This is a genomic window from Stenotrophomonas sp. 3(2025), assembly GCF_052665395.1.
The window spans coordinates 35,191-51,984 of the sequence record NZ_JBQOIF010000017.1; the positions used below are offsets into that span (position 1 = coordinate 35,191).

16 protein-coding genes are annotated in these 16,794 nt (G+C 63.8%); 14 read left to right on the forward strand and 2 right to left on the reverse strand.

Going from position 1 to position 16,794, the window contains the following annotated elements; all coding sequences use genetic code 11:
- The first annotated feature begins 15 nt into the window (after nt 1-15).
- From ACUXVE_RS13685 to ACUXVE_RS13750, 14 genes are all read left to right on the forward strand, one after another.
- Nucleotides 16-762: an electron transfer flavoprotein subunit beta/FixA family protein gene (locus ACUXVE_RS13685; protein WP_093818820.1), complete on the forward strand. Its 747-nt coding sequence runs from the start codon at nt 16-18 to the stop codon at nt 760-762.
- Complete coding sequence (locus ACUXVE_RS13690; RefSeq protein ID WP_445514585.1) at nt 762-1,703, forward strand: electron transfer flavoprotein subunit alpha/FixB family protein; 942 nt, start codon at nt 762-764, stop codon at nt 1,701-1,703. The genes ACUXVE_RS13685 and ACUXVE_RS13690 overlap by 1 nt, the downstream gene beginning before the upstream one ends.
- Before the next feature lie 189 nt (nt 1,704-1,892).
- A complete protein-coding gene (locus ACUXVE_RS13695; protein ID WP_445514586.1) occupies nt 1,893-4,436 on the forward strand; it encodes an LTA synthase family protein in 2,544 nt (847 codons plus the stop codon).
- Between the two features lie 127 nt (nt 4,437-4,563).
- Nucleotides 4,564-5,622, forward strand: a complete 1,059-nt coding sequence (locus ACUXVE_RS13700; RefSeq protein WP_445514587.1) for a glycosyltransferase family 2 protein — start codon at nt 4,564-4,566, stop codon at nt 5,620-5,622.
- Between the two features lie 2 nt (nt 5,623-5,624).
- On the forward strand, nt 5,625-6,377 hold the full coding sequence (locus tag ACUXVE_RS13705; RefSeq protein WP_445514588.1) for a GNAT family N-acetyltransferase: 753 nt from the start codon (nt 5,625-5,627) through the stop codon (nt 6,375-6,377).
- Nucleotides 6,374-6,622: an acyl carrier protein gene (locus ACUXVE_RS13710; RefSeq protein ID WP_315830338.1), complete on the forward strand. Its 249-nt coding sequence runs from the start codon at nt 6,374-6,376 to the stop codon at nt 6,620-6,622. Before ACUXVE_RS13705 ends, ACUXVE_RS13710 begins: the two co-directional genes overlap by 4 nt.
- Nucleotides 6,623-6,624: 2 nt before the next feature.
- Complete coding sequence (locus ACUXVE_RS13715; RefSeq protein ID WP_445514589.1) at nt 6,625-7,368, forward strand: SDR family NAD(P)-dependent oxidoreductase; 744 nt, start codon at nt 6,625-6,627, stop codon at nt 7,366-7,368.
- Nucleotides 7,369-8,769 carry an AMP-binding protein gene (locus tag ACUXVE_RS13720; RefSeq protein ID WP_445514590.1) on the forward strand — a complete coding sequence of 467 codons (1,401 nt, stop codon included), beginning with the start codon at nt 7,369-7,371 and terminating at the stop codon, nt 8,767-8,769.
- Nucleotides 8,766-9,872, forward strand: coding sequence for a LuxE/PaaK family acyltransferase (locus ACUXVE_RS13725; RefSeq protein ID WP_445514591.1), 1,107 nt, complete (start codon nt 8,766-8,768; stop codon nt 9,870-9,872). Before ACUXVE_RS13720 ends, ACUXVE_RS13725 begins: the two co-directional genes overlap by 4 nt.
- Nucleotides 9,869-11,101, forward strand: a complete 1,233-nt coding sequence (locus tag ACUXVE_RS13730; RefSeq protein WP_445514592.1) for an acyl-CoA reductase — start codon at nt 9,869-9,871, stop codon at nt 11,099-11,101. The genes ACUXVE_RS13725 and ACUXVE_RS13730 overlap by 4 nt, the downstream gene beginning before the upstream one ends.
- Nucleotides 11,098-11,463, forward strand: a complete 366-nt coding sequence (locus ACUXVE_RS13735; protein ID WP_315830333.1) for an EamA family transporter — start codon at nt 11,098-11,100, stop codon at nt 11,461-11,463. Before ACUXVE_RS13730 ends, ACUXVE_RS13735 begins: the two co-directional genes overlap by 4 nt.
- Nucleotides 11,464-11,466: 3 nt before the next feature.
- Entirely contained in the window at nt 11,467-12,090 is a 624-nt protein-coding gene (locus tag ACUXVE_RS13740) for a class I SAM-dependent methyltransferase (protein WP_445514593.1), read from the forward strand.
- 29 nt (nt 12,091-12,119) lie between these two features.
- On the forward strand, nt 12,120-13,253 hold the full coding sequence (gene rffA, locus ACUXVE_RS13745) for a dTDP-4-amino-4,6-dideoxygalactose transaminase (protein ID WP_445514594.1): 1,134 nt from the start codon (nt 12,120-12,122) through the stop codon (nt 13,251-13,253).
- 65 nt (nt 13,254-13,318) lie between these two features.
- Complete coding sequence (locus ACUXVE_RS13750) at nt 13,319-15,157, forward strand: hypothetical protein (RefSeq protein WP_445514595.1); 1,839 nt, start codon at nt 13,319-13,321, stop codon at nt 15,155-15,157.
- A gap of 98 nt (nt 15,158-15,255) precedes the next feature.
- On the opposite strand, the gene ACUXVE_RS13755 is transcribed toward ACUXVE_RS13750, so the two are convergent.
- Entirely contained in the window at nt 15,256-16,251 is a 996-nt protein-coding gene (locus ACUXVE_RS13755) for an acyltransferase family protein (protein WP_445514615.1), read from the reverse strand.
- A gap of 51 nt (nt 16,252-16,302) precedes the next feature.
- A complete protein-coding gene (locus tag ACUXVE_RS13760) occupies nt 16,303-16,773 on the reverse strand; it encodes a hypothetical protein (RefSeq protein ID WP_315830328.1) in 471 nt (156 codons plus the stop codon).
- Between the last annotated feature and the right edge of the window lie 21 nt (nt 16,774-16,794).

The following is a 16,794-nucleotide window of genomic DNA, read 5'->3' on the forward strand; positions in this document are numbered from 1 at the left end:
AGGATCGAGTACCAGATGAAAATCCTCGTCGCGTACAAGCGCGTGGTGGACTACAACGTCCGCATTCAGGTCAAGCCGGACGGCTCCGGCGTGGTCACCGATGGCGTCAAGCTGTCCCCCAATCCCTTCGATGAAATCGCCTTGGAAGAAGCCCTGCGCCTGCGCGACAAGGGCATCGCCAGCGAAGTCGTGGTCGCCACCATCGCCCCGGCCGACGCTCAGGCGCACCTGCGCAACGGTCTGGCCATGGGCGCCAATCGCGCCATCCACGTGGTCACCGACCAGGCCATCCAGCCGCTGACCGCTGCCCGCACCCTGCTCAAGCTGGTCGAGAAGGAACAGCCGGACCTGGTGATCCTGGGCAAGCAGGCCATCGACGACGACGCCAACCAGACCGGCCAGATGCTGGCCACGCTGTGGGGCCGTCCGCAGGCGACCTTCGCCAGCAAGCTCGAGATTGCCGACGGCAAGGCCACCGTGACCCGTGAAGTCGACGCCGGCCTGGAAACGCTGGAAGTGGACCTGCCGGCGGTGGTCACCACCGACCTGCGCCTGAACGAGCCGCGCTTCATCAAGCTGCCCGACATCATGAAGGCCAAGGCCAAGCCGCTGGAGACGCTGCAGCTGGCCGACCTCGGTGTTGAAGCCGCCGATACGTTCAAGACCACCCAGTACGCCGCGCCGTCCAAGCGCAGCAAGGGTGTGATGGTCAAGGACGCGGCCGAACTGGTTGCCGCACTCAAGCAGAAGGGGTTGCTGTAATGAGCAAGATTCTCGTCATCGCCGAGCACCACGACGGCAAGCTCAACGCCGCCACCGCCAAGACCGTCAGCGCGGCCGCCGCCATTTCCGGCGCCAGCATCGACGTGCTGGTGCTGGCCGCCGACCCGACTGCCGTTGCGGCTGAAGCGGCCAAGATCGCCGGCGTCGCCAAGGTCCTGTCCGTGGCCAATGCCGCCAACGCGCAGGCGCTGGCCCAGGTACTGGCCCCGCAGATCGCGCAGCTGGCCAAGGGCTACACCCACGTGTTCGGCCCGTCGACCACCTTCGGCAAGGACCTGATGCCGTGCGTAGCCGCCCTGCTCGGCGTCAACCAGGTCTCCGACCTGATGGCCGTCGAAGGCAGCCACAGCTTCAAGCGGCCGATCTACGCCGGCAACGCGATCATCACCGTGGAAGTGCCGGCCGACCAGATCGTGGTCGCCACGGTGCGCGCCGCCTCCTGGCCGGAAGCCGCTCAGGGCGGCAGTGCCGCCGTTGAAGCGGCCAGCGTCGATGCAGCGCTGCCGACCCACACCCGCTTCGTCGGCCTGGCCGCTGGCGCCAGCGACCGCCCGGACCTGCAGAGCGCCAAGCGCGTGGTCTCCGGTGGCCGTGGCGTCGGTTCGGAAGAGAACTTCAAGGTCATCTTCCAGCTGGCCGACAAGCTCGGCGCCGCCGTCGGTGCCTCGCGCGCTGCGGTCGATGCCGGCTACGTGCCGAGCGACCTGCAGGTTGGCCAGACCGGCAAGATCATCTCGCCGGAGCTGTATGTGGCCGTCGGCATCAGCGGCGCCATCCAGCACCTGACCGGCATCAAGGATGCCGGCACGATCGTGGCGATCAACAAGGATGCGGATTCGCCGATCTTCGAGATTGCCGATATCGGTCTGGTGGGGGATCTGTTTGCGATCCTGCCGGAGCTGGAAGCGGCGCTCGGCTGATTCGCGTTCACTCGCCGCAAAGCAGGCAGCAGCAGGCGCAAGCCCGGCCGGAGCGGCGCTCCCGCCGGGCTCTTGTGCGCATCCAAAAGTAGCCGGACAAGATTTGATACATGGCGATACGCCTACGGGGTGGCCCTTCGTTGCGTCTCAGACCAGAATGCTTACGTTTTTCACGCGATTGTTACATTAATGAAATCAGGAACAAGGGCGATCGCCCGGGCATTTGCCAAGGATTTGGCGGCTTCATGGAAGTACCTGCCGATCGGCCTGATGGCCTGCATCCTCATGGCTGCCGTGGCGTGGATCAGTTTTGGATTCGTGTATGGCGCCGGAGCAATCATTGCGACCGGGCTATTGCTGGGCTGCGCGTTGTGGTTGCTAGGCCCTGCCCTGCGCAATCATTGGTGGGGCGCCGCATTGGCAGCGGGGCTGGCGAGCCTGCTGTTGGTTGGCAACGCGGCAAAGGTGGCGATGCTGCACATGCCGCTTTCCATCGCAGATGCACAGGCCCTCCCCATCCTGCTGGCCACTCTGTCTGGCCGTCCCCTGCTGCTGGCGACAGTTCTGATTGCCGTTGCCGTGCTGCTCCTGCTGGGCAGCCTTCGTCCACGCCGGCGCAGTCTGCTGGGCCTGGCCGCGGCTACCGTCGTCGTCTTCCTGCTGCCTACAGCATACGGCGTGTTGCGTCCGATCTCCGAAAGCCTGCTTCCTGTGGGAATCGAAGAACTGAAAATGCCAAATGGCGAGATCGTGCAGATTCCCGGCCGTGAGGATCAGATCAACCTGCTGCGGGTGCGCGGTCCGCTGCTGTACCTGCTTGAAGACTGGCGGGTAATGCGTGAAGACACCCGCAAGGTTCCTACAGCTGCAGAGATCAACGCGCTGGCGCTGCAGGCGTGGCGCCCGGGCAACATCGGCAAACCGCGCAACGTACACGTCGTCCTGCTCGAAAGTGTCTGGGACATCACACTCCTGGACCGTTACAACAGTTCCCGCAGTCCGCTCGACCCACGCTTGCTGGCATTGTGGGAAAGCGCTGGGCGCCCCTATGTACTGTCACCGGAGATGGGCGGTGCCACCGCCAACGCCGAGTTTGAAGTGCTGTGCGGCCTGCCCGCCCCGCGCAACTCTGTCGCCTTCGTCAACCTGATGCGCAATCCCTCGCCCTGCCTTCCCGCAGTACTGGCGCGCTCGGGTTACCGCACGGTGGCCAGTCATGCGCATCGTGCCGATAACTGGAACCGGGTACGTGCCTATGACCACGCAGGCTTCGATCTGTATCGGCCGATCAGCGCTTTCGAGCTCGATGATCTGGAGGGTGGGCTGCTGGCCGACAGCTCGTTCTTCCGGCAGAACCTGCAGTACCTGGATGAGAACCGCTTCGACGGCCCCGTGTTCAACTATCTCGTTTCGCTTTCGTCACACTGGGGTTTCGTCCGCAATACCGAGCGCCGCCCCGACCTGGTGGCGATCAGCCCGGCCGATGCTCCGGTGCTTCATGCCTATGCCAATGCAGTGGCCTACACCACCAAGGCCTTCATGGACTGGACCGAGACCATCCTGGCGCGCGATCCGGAGGCCCTGATCATTGCCTTCGGCGATCATTCGCCATCGCTTGATGTGGATCCGGACCCATACACCGCGGTCAACGGGAGGGACAAGGCAGCATTCGACACCCCGGCAACGCGACGCAAAGTCGGCATCAGCCGTACTCCGCTGCTGATCCTCGACGGCAACCGCGGGGCGCTGCGCACCGCTACCGATCTGCCCATGTACGAACTGCCGGGCCTGATCGGCCAGTTGCTGGGCAGCGCCGCCCTGCTTCCGCAGTCGGCCCAGCGCGGCCCGATGACGCTGCGCCCCTTCCGCGGGCACCTGCTCACCAGCAACGACGGCAGCTGGACCGACTGTGCCGGCCGCGATAGCTCCCCGCGCACCCCGACCTGCAATGCCGCCTGGAAGCAGTTCGATCAGCTGCGTGCTCTCCGCCAGGACACCGTCCTCGGCGATGGCCACTACCTGCACGCCCAGCATGCCGAGACGTACCGTGTGCCTCGCCTGCAGCCAATGGTGGTCGAAGCAAGCCATGCAGACTGCGAGTTCGAGGTCGATCAGTGGGGCCCGCACCGGGCGATGCCGGGACAGGGATTCAACGTGCAAACCGACGGCTCCAGCGCCATGTGGTTTACCATGAAGCATCTGCGCGGCCTGCCCCAGGTGAAGATAGGCAACACTGTCGGTCAAGCCAATGCGGGCGAGCGTCTGATTACGGCCGCCTTTGCTACCGACGCCATCGCCAAGCTCGCAGGTCCCACGCCGGTCATCCTCAGCTGTCCCGGCCAACCACCGGTAAAGGTGGGCATTCTCGTGGTCTCCGCTGCGCCCGAGCCGGCGTCACCAGCTGCTGCCGACGCGTGCAGCTTCACGATTGACCAGTGGGGCCCGCGCACTGGCACGGCAGTACAGGGATTCAACCCCCAGCCCGACGGTAGCAGTGCGATGTGGATCACCATGAAACAGCTGCAAGGACATCCTCAGGTACGAATCGGGACCACGACCGGGACCAGTGCCTATGGCGATCTGTTGGTGACTTCCGCGTTCAGCGACCCTGCCTTGCTCGCCGAGCCAGGCCCGCTGCCCGTATCGATCGCCTGTCCGGGGCAAGCCGCCGTCGAGCTGGGTACGATCCAGCTTGAGGCCCGCCAGCCATCGACCCAGCCGGACAGAAACTGAACGCGCGGTCCCACGTCCGGCCCGGCGAAGGCGACACCCGGCCAGTGTGAGACAGCCGGTAACGCTATAATCGGCGACTGCCGTCACTGATCGTCGCGCGGGCGGATGCCGGGGTACGCAGCTTCCCGTGCATCCGGCCACCTGTCGCGAGATGGTGACATTCACGTGCCGAGGCAGGGCGCCCTCAGGATCCCTCTACGCCATGACAGACGCGATGCCTTCCTCTCCGATCCGCAGGCATTCCAGCCTTGAGATTTCAGTGGTGGCGCCGGTTTATGGCTGCCAGGGGTGCCTGGAAGACCTTGTGGATCAGGTGGAAGCTGCGATCGCGACGATGGGTGTCAGCTTCGAGATGATCCTGGTCGACGACGCCAGCCCCGACGGGGCCTGGTCCCGGATCGAGGAACTGGCCGGCAGCCGCCCCTGGCTGCGTGGCCTGCGTCTGTCACGCAACTTCGGCCAACATTCAGCCATCTCCGCCGGTATCGAGCACGCGCGTGGCAAATGGACCGTTGTCATGGACTGCGACCTGCAGGACGTGCCCGCGGAAATTCCGGCGTTGTATCGCAAAGCCAATGCCGAACAGCTGGATGTGGTGTTTGCCCAGCGTCTGGAACGTCAGGACACCCCGCTCAAGCGCCTGTCCTCTTGGACCTTCTTCAGCGTACTGGGTTGGTTGACCGGCGTTCCGCAGGATCCGAGCACGGCCAACTTCGGCATCTATCACCGCAAGGTCATCCAGGCGGTGTGCCAGATGCCCGAACGCGACCGTTCATTCCCGTTGATGGTCAAGTGGGCCGGCTTCCGCATCGGCAAGTTGCCGGTGCAGCACCAGGCCCGTACCGTCGGCGAGACCTCCTATACCCTGCGAAAGCTGCTCAAGCTGTCGATGAACATCGCCTTGGGCTACTCCGAAAAGCCGCTGCGGATGGTTGCCGGCACTGGCATCGTCTGCTCCCTGGTCGCATTTGTGCTGGTGGCCATGAGCCTGCTGCGCTGGTGGGATGGGGACATCGAGGTGGCTGGCTACACCTCCATCATCGGTTCGGTCTGGCTCATCGGCGGCCTGGTGATGTTCTGCCTCGGCGTGGTGGGACTGTATGTCGGCCAGGTGTTCCGCAACGTGCAGAAACGCCCCTACTACATCGTCGCAGATGCAGTGAACGACGCAGAGGAAGCACGTTGAACATGATCATCGACAACGGTCAGGGGCGTATTGCCGCACGCCTGACGCCCTGGGACGAGCGCGCTCTGGGCTTTGTCACCGCCGAGGTGACCTCCCTGGAGATTTCCAGCGCCGAACAGGCGGTTCCGCTGCTTTCCGAGCTCGATCAGTGGTGCGCCGCACATGCGGTGCACTACCTGTTCGGCCGCATCGACGCGACCCAGGCGGTGGCCAAGTCGGCCCTGCTTGGGCAGGGCTATGCCTTCGTGGAAACGTCACTGACCGTCTCGCGCAGTGGGTTTGCCAACCTGCCACCGGTACCGCGCGGCATGCTGCCGACGCTGCGCCCAGCAACCTCCGCGGACGTGGCTGAACTGCGACGTATCGCTGCGACCGATTTCGCCCACGGCCGCTTCCTGGAAGATCCCGCCATCGACCCGCAGCGCGCCGCGTTGCGCACCGCCAACTGGATCGAAGACCTGGTCAGCGGCGGGTTGGTCCAGGTCGCCGAATCGCGGGGGCGAATCATTGGTTTCCATGCCGAACGCGTTGCCGCCGACAAAAGCAACTGCGAGCTGCTGCTGACCGGTGCCACCGGGCCTTATGCGATGCTGGCCCTGCCGCTGTGGATCACCGCACTGGAATCGCTTGCCGCACGCAGCATTCCACAGTGCACTACCCTCGTTTCCGCCGCCAATACGGGCATTCTCAACCTCTATGCCCGCCTCGGCTTCCATTTCAACAGCACCCTGTTTGGGTTCAGGAAATTTCTATGAATGACACCGTTACCGAAGACAAGGTCGTTGCCGTATTCGCCCGCGTGCTCGGCATCGCGGCCGACAGCGTGAACGATGAGCTGCGCTACGCCACCATCCCTCAATGGGACTCGATCGCCCACATGTCGGTGGTGGCCGCGCTGGAAGAGGCGTTCGGCGTGATGATCGACATGGACGAAGTGATCGACATGAGTTCGGTAGGCAAAGCCCGCGAAATCCTGCGCAAGCACGGCGCGGCCGTCTGACCATGAGCGACGCCGCGCCCGTCATCCTGGTCACCGGCGCATCGCGCGGTATTGGCCGGGCGATCGCCCTGCAGCAGGCTGCACAGCACGCGCAGCTGGTGCTGGTGGCCCGCGACGAACAGGCCCTGGCCCAACTGGACACACAGATCCAGGCCCTCGGTGCACCGGCTGCGTTGTGCGCGGCGCTGGACCTCGCAGACGCCGAAGCCATTGCCGGCCTGTTCAAACAGGTCTTCGCACGCTTCGGCCGGTTGGATGGACTGGTCAACAACGCTGGCGTGCTGCACGAAGGCCTGCTGGGCATGATCCGTGGCGAAGACATCGACCATGTGCTGGCAGTCAACGTCAAGGCGCCGCTGATGGCGATGCAGTACGCCTCACGCCTGATGGCCCGCAGCGGCGCAGGCAGCATCGTCAACCTGGTGTCGATCATGGGCATCAACGGTGCCGCCGGGCTCAGCCTGTATGCCGCCAGCAAGGCCGCGCTGCTCGGCGCCACGCGCTCGGCCTCCAAGGAACTGGCACCACGTGGTATCCGGGTCAATGCCGTCTCGCCCGGCTTCATCGATACCGACATGACCCGCGACATGCCCGAAGCAGCGCACGCCAAGCGCGTTGCTTCGATTGCGATGGGCCGCGCCGGTACCCCCGAAGAGGTCGCCGCGCTGGTGGCCTTCCTGCTCAGTGATGCCTCCACCTATGTAACTGGACAGGTGATCGGCATCGATGGACAGATGGTGGTCTGAATGTCGTTCTGGAACCTGGAACAGCATGGCGCACGCATCGCGCTGATCGATGGCGAGCAATCGCTGGACTACGCCGCATTGGCCAATCTGGCCGACAAGTGTGCCGCACAGCTGCCCGACGGGCGCGGCATGGGCCTGCTGTGCATGCCCAGCCACGTCGAGGCCGTTGCCCTGTACCTGGGTGCGCTGCGTAGCGCACGCCAGGTTCCATTGCTGCTGCAGCCGGACACCGACCCGCAGCTGCTGGCCGCGCTGGTGGCGCACTACCAGCCTGACTGGGTCGCCAGCCCCGACGGGCCTGCCCACGGCTACCGAACTGTGCATCAGGGCGCGGCGCTGTCCCTGCACGTACGCGACGCGACCGCAGCACTCGAAGCGCCGCACCCGGAACTGGCACTACTGCTCAGCACCTCCGGCAGCACCGGCTCGTCCAAACTGGTACGCCTGTCCTCCTCCGGTCTGGACGCCAATGCCAGCGCCATCGTCGAGTACCTGGGCCTGCATGCCGATGATCGCGCGATCACCACGCTGCCGCTGGCCTACTCGTTCGGCATGTCCATCCTCAATAGTCACCTGGCCGTGGGCGGATCGGTGGTGTTGAGCGAGGACAGCCTGATGACCCGTGAATTCTGGGACAGTGCGCGCCGTCACGGCATCACCTCGTTGTCCGGAGTTCCGGCCACCTTCGAGATCCTGCGACGCATGGGGCTGGCCCGGCTGCAGCTGCCCAGCCTGCGCATGCTGACCCAGGCCGGTGGCCGCCTGCGCGATGAACTGGTGGCCTACTTCGCTGAATCCAGCAAGGCCCATGGCGTGGAGTTCTTCGTGATGTATGGCCAGACCGAGGCATCGCCGCGAATCAGCTACGTCCCGTCCACACGCATCATCGACAAAGTCGGCAGTATCGGTGTTCCGGTCCCCGGCGGCCGCATGCAGATCGATGCTACGACCGGTGAGCTGATCTATTGTGGCCCCAATGTGATGATGGGTTACGCCAGCACCCGCGCCGACCTGGCCAAGGATGACGAGCTGCTGGGTGTGCTGCGCACCGGCGACCTTGCCCGCGTCGACGAAGACGGTTTTCATTACATTACTGGACGCGCCAAGCGCTTTCTGAAAATTTCCGGCAACCGGGTCAATCTCGACGAAGTCGAGGCCATGCTGTCGTCTGCGCTGAGTCAGCAGATCGTCTGCTCAGGCAGCGATGACGACCTGGTGGCCTTCAGCCACGGCCCCCATATCGCCGAACAGACGCAGGTCCGCCAGCTTGTGCAGGAACGCTACAAGTTGTTCGGTGGCCATATCCGTACCCTCCATCTGGATGCGCTGCCCCTGATGGCCAGCGGCAAGGTGGATTACCAGAGCCTCCGGCAGATGGCCGGACAAGGAGTTGCAAGGTGACCCTGCCCGCTGCGCCGGCTGCCGATGCGGCCGCCGCCCTGGATGTCGATGTCTTCGGCCTGGACCGCGCACAGAAGCGCGCCTGGCTGCTGGACGGGCTCAATCGCCTGACCGGCCACCACCGCGCGCAGTGCGCCCCTTATGCGCGCATTCTCGACGGCCTGTGGCCGGCCGACGACGCGGCCAGCCTTGAGCAGGTACCGTGGCTGCCGGTGCGCATGTTCAAGCTGATGGACCTCAAGAGCATCGAGGATGACAAGGTTTCGCGCACACTGGTATCCAGTGGCACCACCGGTGCCGCGGTATCGCGCATTTTCCTCGACGCCGACACCGCACGCGCGCAGGCCCGTGCCCTGACCCGCATCTTCTCCCACTTCGCAGGTGCCAAGCGCCTGCGCATGCTGGTGGTCGACGACTCCAGCTTCCTGCGCGACCGCAGCCGCTTCAATGCGCGCGCCGCAGGCATCCTCGGCTTCTCCAATTTCGGCCGTGACCACCTGTACCTGCTGGACGAAGACCTGCAGCCGGACTGGGCCGCACTGGAGCAATGGCTGCAGGCCCAGCCAGACGAGCCGGTATTGCTGTTCGGCTTTACCTTCATCGTCTGGCAGTCGTTCGTGCAGGCCGCACGCCGCGACGGCAAGCAGATCCGCTTTCCGGCCGGCAGCATGCTGGTACATGGCGGCGGCTGGAAGAAGATGGACGAGCAGAAAGTTGACAATGCAGCCTACAAGACCGCGCTGTCGCAGACCTTCGGCATCGAGCGCGTGCACAATTACTACGGAATGGTCGAACAGGTCGGCTCGATCTTCTTCGAATGCGAGCAGGGCCACCTGCATGCACCGGCCTATGCAGACGTGATCGTGCGTGACCTGCAGGACCTGCGCCCGGTACCACATGGCACCACCGGTGCCATCCAGGTGCTGAGCCTCCTGCCCGAAAGCTATCCCGGCCACAGCCTGCTGACCGAAGATCTCGGCGTGATCCACGGCGAGGACGACTGCGCCTGTGGCCGTCCCGGCAAGCACTTCGCGGTGCTTGGCCGTATCAAGAACGTGGAAATCCGCGGTTGCAGCGATACCCGCACGGTACCCAACGCATGACAAGACTGCTCTTCTCAATCAACCCGGACGCCGCGCTGGACGCTGAACTGCAACGCCTGTCAGCACTGCCGCCGCTGCTGCCGTTCAGCGCACCGCTGCGCGAGTTCGTCGCTGATTTCTCCCGGCGTGTATTCGCACTGCCGCAATTGCGCCAGCACCCCGAGCTGGCCACCCTGGGCCACTGGTTCCGCGGCGCTGCGGTCAACCAGCTGTCGCAACGCATCGGAACGCACCCGACCGAACTGGACCTGGCCCGCGGCCTGATCTTCCATCTGGCGCCGGCCAACGTGGACGTACTGTTCGCATACGCCTGGCTGATGTCGGTGCTGTCGGGCAACACCAACGTGGCGCGCCTGTCGCAGAAGCAGAGCACCCAGCGCGATGCGTTGGTTTCGATCCTGCACGACATGCAGCGCGAGGGCCTGCACTCGAGGGTTCTGGAACGTGCAGTGCTGTTGACCTATCCCCACGACGATTCGATCACCACGGCGATCTCCCGTCACTGCCACGCGCGCATCATATGGGGCGGTGACGCCACGGTCGCCAAGATCCGCTCGCTGCCGATCTCCCCGCTCGCCGTAGAACTCGCGTTCCCGGACCGTTTCGGCATAGCGGTGATGCGTGCAGCGGCCCTCACCGAAGGCAGCGATGCCGATCTGCAGGAACTGGCTCGCCGCTTCTGCAACGATGTGCTCTGGTTCGGCCAGCAGGCCTGCTCTTCGCCACGCACACTGTACTGGGTCGGGGATGAGTCCGGAATCGCGGCAGCCAAGGCGCGCTTCTGGCCGGCAGTGCGCATGCAGGCCGCCACGCTGGAAGACGAGCCGGCCGCACTGATGGCACGGGTGACCGACGCCAACCTGCTGGCTGCGACGGGTCATGGCGTGCGCTCGGCCGATTCCATCGGGCTGTACCCGCTTCGTCTGGACGCGATGCGGGCCGATGGCGGGATCCGCGAGATCCAGTCCGGCCACGGCCTTGTGGTCGAAATCGACTTGCCCGCACTTGATGCGCTGGCAGCACAGCTTGATGACCGCGACCAGACTCTGGTACAGCACGGCTTCACGACTTCGGCGCTGCGTGACTTCCTTTGCGGTCTCGGCAATCGCGCCATCGACCGCGTCGTGCCGTTCGGCCGCGCCTTGGACTTCCATCCGGTCTGGGACGGTACCGACCTGCTGGACGTTCTCACCCGCAAGATCACCCTGCCAGCGAATCTGAGCCGATGAGCTACGTTTTCATTGCCCTGACCATCCTGCTGACCGTCTATGGCCAGCTCATGCTGAAGTGGCAGGTCAGCCTCAATCCAGGGGCAACCATCGACGGCCTGAACCTACGCGCGATCATTACCCTGCTGCTCAATCCGTGGGTGATCAGCGCCTTCGCGGCGGCATTTGGTGCTTCGCTGTGCTGGATGGCCGCCATCGGCCGGATGCCCTTGAGCAAGGCCTACCCGTTCACCGCGTTGAGTTTCCCACTGGTGGCAACCCTCGCAGTCCTCCTCTTCCGCGAGTCCTTCGACTCGCATAAGATCGCCGGCACCGCCTTGATCATCCTGGGCGTCATTGTCCTGTCTCGCTCGGGAGCCTGAACCATGTCGCAGAAGACCGATGGGTTGCACGCAGTGCTTTCACACCCAGCGGTCTACGACCTGCTGCAGAACCTGCTGGGGGCCCGCCGTTCCCGTGCACGGCTGATCCGCGATCATATCCGCCCCCGCCAGGGCGATCATGTTCTCGATATCGGCTGCGGTACCGGCGAACTATTCAGTCAGCTGCCAGCGGGCCTTCGCTACGTCGGGTTCGATCTGTCCCAACCCTACATCGACGCCGCCCGGAAACGCTTTGGTGATCGCGCGCGCTTTGAATGCATGGACGTGGCCGACTACGAGGTCGGGCACGAACAGCAGAAGGCTGACATCGTGCTGGCCATAGGCATCCTTCATCACCTTGACGATTCACACGCACGGTCGCTGATGCACACCGCGCATGCCGCCCTCAAGCCGGGCGGCCGTTTCATTTCGCTCGACGGGGCCTACGTTGATGGTCAGTCGGCCATCGCCCACAGCCTGATCGCACGCGATCGCGGCCAGAACATCCGCACACCATCTGCCTACCAGGCCCTCGCTGAGGCGGAATTCGGCACGGTCATGGGGCAGATCAGAAGCGATATGCTTTTCGTCCCTTATACACACTACATCATGGAATGCGTGCGCTAGGCCAACACCAGCCACGATCAGGAGCAGCAGTGATTCCTTTCAACAAGCCGTTCATGACTGGCCAGGAACTGGTCAACATCACCCATGCGCATGCCAATGGGCATCTCAGCGGCGATGGTCCCTTCACCAAACAATGCCACGCCTGGCTGAACGAGCGTACCGGGGCCAGCGCTTCGCTGTTGACCCACTCGTGCACGGCTGCACTGGAGATGGCAGCCCTGCTGCTGGATCTTGAAGCAGGCGACGAAGTGATCATGCCGTCGTACACGTTTGTCTCCACGTCAAATGCCTTCGTGCTGCGCGGCGCGGTGCCGGTCTTCGTGGACATCCGCGCGGATACGCTGAACATCGACGAGACGCTGATCGAAGCCGCCATTACGCCGCGGACCAAGGCCATCTGCGTGGTGCACTATGCCGGCGTGTCCTGCGAAATGGACGAAATCCTGGCCATCGCCGCACGCCATGACTTGGCCGTGGTCGAAGATGCCGCGCAGGGCATCATGTCCACCTACAAGGGGCGACCGCTGGGCACCATCGGCGACCTCGGCGCTCTCAGCTTCCACGAAACCAAGAACATCATCTCCGGCGAAGGCGGTGCGTTGCTGTGCCGGGACAACACCTACGCCGAACGCGCCGAGATCATCCGCGAAAAGGGCACCAACCGCAGCCGCTTCTTCCGCGGCCAGGTCGACAAGTACACATGGGTGGATGTGGGTTCCTCGTTCCTGCCCGGCGAGATCACCGCCGCTTTCCTGGCCGCGCAGATGGATGCAGCCGAGGATATCACCGCCCGTCGACTGGCCATCTGGGATCGCTATCATGCTTGGGCAGCACCGCATGAGGCGGCAGGTCGCCTGGTACGGCCGACCATTCCGGCCCACTGCAGCCACAATGCGCACATGTACTACATGCTGCTGCCCTCGCTGGAGGCGCGGACGAACTTCATCCAGGACCTGAAAGCACGTGGCGTGCAGTCCGTATTCCACTACATCCCGCTGCATTCCTCCCCGGCCGGCATCTCCCATGGACGCACCGGCTCGGCCATGCACGTCACCGACGATATCAGCCTCCGGCTGGTGCGCATGCCCCTGTGGATCGGTGTTGAGCCAAAGCTGGATGCAGTGATGGAGGCGGCCGACGCGGCACTGAGGCAGTTCGCATGAATGCAGCATCGAAGACAGGTGCCTCGCGCCACGAAAGAGCGCTGTCGTTTCCAGTGACAGAGCCGTTGGCCGCGGTTCTGCGCGCCTTCGGCATACTGCTGGTGATCGTGGCTTCGGCAAATGCACTGCTGTACAGTGACGCCGTTGCCACGCCGCTGGTGCAATCGGACGCCTGGTACTTCCTCGAGAAGTTCCTGCCGCGCTATCTCGATGGTTCGCTGACCTTCTTCGATCTGTTCATGCAGCGCGGCGCAGGAGATCACGCGCAACCACTACAGAAGCTGGTGCTGCTGTTCCACACCAAGTATTTCGATCTGGACTTCCGTATCGAGGGGTTGATCGGAATCGCCATCGGCATTGCCTGGTGCTGGGCCATTTCCCGCGAAATGACGCGCAAACCGCAGGCTGACCCCCTGCGCAACGGGTTCTCCTGGGTATGCATCGGGCTGGTATTCGCGCTTGGCCTGTCGCTCAACAGCTCCAACATATTCACATGGCCGCTGGCGACACTGGGGTACATCCCATTGCTGCTGGGCACGCTGTACTTTTCGCTGGTAATGGGCGAGCTGGGGAAGACCAGACCCCTGCTGGTGCTTGTGGCGACCCTGCTGCTGGGGTTGTGCACCGATGAGATCGCACTGGTACTGGTGATCGCCGCGGCGCTTGCCTGCGTACCGCTGCTCACCTGCTCGCTCGGCAACAAGCTCAGGATGCTCGCTGCCGGCGTGGGCGGCCTCATTCTGGCGCGTGTTTTCCTGTGGTGGGTCGCGCAGCATGCAGGCACGGGATCGGCGGTGCTGCTTCCCAGCCGTGGTCTGGTCGAATCGTTGTTCACCGCGGACGCATTCAGCGGGCTGTTGATCCCCTTCTCCGACAGCCTGGTGCATCTGCAACTGCTTGCCTCACGCTTTCCCTCCACCACCGGCAAGGCCGCGATGGTCTGTGCCGCTGTGGTGCTGGCCCTGCAGGTGTTCTTCTGGGTGACCGTATTCGGTGCCTGGCGTGCCCGTGCCTACGACCGCACGTTGGCCATGGCCACGTTCCTGATGCTGGTGGCGTATGCCCTGACCGCCGGCATCATCCTGAGCAGAGTGCCGGCGTTCGACTGGAACTACCTGCACCAGCCACGGTATGTCATGTCTTACCAGATCAACCTGGTGGCCATCGCGGTGATGTTCCATCATCGTCTTACCCGGGCCACGCCACCGGCGTCGACGAGGACGGGTCGGTTCGAACGTGGCGCCATCATGTTGATGATCGCCGGCCTGCTCACCGTCCAGTGGCATGCCTCGGTCTACAACTGGAACCTGCCGCACTACCTGATTCCATATTGGCAGAACACCGCACTGGCAATGCAACGGCTGGCTACCGACCCGCGCAACCCGCCGAAGGCCTGCCCGGACATCATGACCGTATGCGGCTACCCCGAGGAACAGCGAGTGAAACTGATCTCGCTGCTGGTGGACAAGCAGTTGAACATCTTCTCCAACAGGTTCCAGATCCGCAATCGCCTTTACCCGTCACTGGCCACGGTGCCTGGTTTCTGGCCAGGCACCGTCCAGGAACAGCGTTTCGATCAACGCATCATGCAGGCAACAGCGGAGGCTACGCTGGTGGTCACTCCGATGGCTGGCGGTTGCGCCGGCAGCACTGCTGCACAGCCGGTTCGCATCCAGTTTGATACCCGGGACCTGGCACCTTTCGGCGCTCAGTTGTGGGTGGATTCAGTGGGTGCACAGCGCACGATGCTGGCCAGCACGACGCCACAGCAGACGACACTTGCGGTGGAACACGCGTTGCCGGATCACTCCGTGCTGTCACTGGTCCGCTCCGACAGCCAGGGCGTACTCAGCCAGCAGCAGATCGACCTGCCCCCCTGCCCGGCGGCTGTACCGGCACACTGACCCCGCTGGGTCAGCTCATGCAGGCAAGCAAAATGCCGGCGCGGAACCCCGCGCCGGCATTTTGTTGTCCGATGCCCGTGCTTCTGCGCAGCTTCTCTCTAATGCGCCTCAACCACATGCACCGGCGGCTTGCGCTTCAGGCGTGAAAGCGGGCGATCAATCAGTACGACGATCAGCCATGACAATGCAACGGTGGCTGCAAAAGCGGGCAGGAAGAACGTGGTGAACGGGCGGGTAAAGCCGCAGGCACAGACGAACCAGGCCGCCACCGTGGTGTGGATCAGGTAGACCGGATAGCTGAGGTCACCGAGCATCTTGTCCAGCTTGCCACCGCGCTGTTGATGCAGCGATACCACCATCCAAGCCGACAGCAGGAGCGACACGTACAGGCCCCAGTCCCAAGGCCAGCTGGGAACGAAGAACCATACTGCTCCGTGCAGCAGCCACACCGCGCAACTGATGAACGGCATACGGATGCGCGTCAGCGATTCACGGTACTGGCAGACCAGCGCGCCGACCGCAAAGGGCAGAAGACACGGCAGGAACGTGGCGTAACGCTCACCGAAACTGTCCTGGTGAATGCCCAGCTTCAGGTTGAGCAACGCGCCAATTACCACGCCGAGCACAGCGGCGCCCCGGGAGGTCGCCATCATCGGCATCAGAAGGTAGAACCCTACTTCAATGGCCAATGCATTGGCGACCGGCACAGGAAGGCCACCGCGGGTGATGCCCGGGAACAGGGTGACCACATAGGCCCAATCCTGCAATCCGCGCGGCATGTGGAACTCACCGTTGATGGGGCGAAGATCGATTCCCACGCTGCCGTAGTACCACAGCGTGAGCAGGCCCATGATCGCAGCCAGCCAGTAAAGCGGGAAAATGCGCATGAAACGATTGAACGCGTAGGCCTTCAGCCCTGCCCCGTCGAAACCGTACTTGGTCGTCAACACCAGGGTCATGAGAAAGCCGCTGAGCACGAAGAATGCCCACACCGCATAGGCCGCGTAGCCGTGCGGCATGTTTGACCATAGATGCGAGGCTGCCACCAGCGACGCAAGCACGAAACGGCTCGCGCCGAATCCAAAGACAGGCATTTTCAAGGTACAGCTCCGGTGGACGGGAAAAGGTAGTGCAGACCGCCCCGGTCAGGGCGACGGGCAGGCCGTAGCTGTGGCACGGATGGTGGCCAGGATCCGACCGTTGCCATCACTCAGGGTCAACTCGGAACCGTCATTGATCCAGGGCCCTGTGACCTCGTCACCCGCAGCGCCACCCTCGACCCAGACCTTCGGCGCCTGGGTCAGACTTCCCACAGTGGTTTTGACAAATGACACGCCCGAGACCTCGGACGCCCACACAACCCGCACTTCGGCGGACGAGCCGGCCGCACCTCGGCAATCAAGCTTGATTACCTTCGGTTGAACCACCATACCCTGCACACTTGCATGGACCAGGCTCATTCCGGCAACAGATGCATCGGTCACAGCAGCCTGCAGGCCGGGCACTACGGGGGCGGTCCCGGCCGCGCCAGCGCGTCGACGTCCGGCTTCGTCACAACAGCCGACCAGTGTCAGCACCAGTGCGCAGACCCACAGCGCACGCGATTGAGTCCGCATGGAATGCTCCTAGAGATCGCC